This is a genomic window from Vibrio sp. Y176, from assembly GCF_033438945.1.
On sequence record NZ_JAWOQS010001039.1, the window covers coordinates 1 to 545 of the forward strand.

General features: G+C 52.8%; 1 pseudogene. It reads right to left on the reverse strand.

Annotated elements, in window-relative coordinates:
• Positions 1-545 (reverse strand): annotated as a pseudogene (gene ebgA / locus R7O13_RS30085) (beta-galactosidase subunit alpha); the annotation flags it as partial.

The following is a 545-nucleotide window of genomic DNA, read 5'->3' on the forward strand; positions in this document are numbered from 1 at the left end:
CTTCGCTGCCCCATGAGTTCGAGCCTAACCCCATCACTTGATGGTCAAGGTTAAGGGTGATGTAGCCACTCTTTTCTAGCTCGATCGTATGTTGCGCTTCATGCAGATTTTGGTTGGTGTAGAACCACGCGCTGAAGTTGATTTCTTGCTGAGGTTTCACCAATAACCCTGTGCCATGACGGTTGGTGAGCGATGCCCAGCGCACGTGTTGGCGGTTGCCGTTGTTTTGCGGGAACGGGTAGTTCTCGAACATGTCTTCTACGGTGCTGTGGTAAACATCAATGAGGTTAGCTTGGCGACTGTCTTGGTAGTTTTCTTCTGGGCCGCGACCGTAGTAGCTCACTTGGTCAAAGCTGCCGTTGATGCCCAAATCCAAGCCAATCACCGGAATCACGTGAGGGTAGTCGCCGTAGCGCTCGCCACTCAGTTCCACATTCAGACGGCCTTGCGCGTTGATTTGGTAGCGGTAGGTACAACGCATGCGAAAATCGAACACAGGTGGCGCAACAATGCTGCTGGTGGTGATCAGGATGGCATCTTCGCTC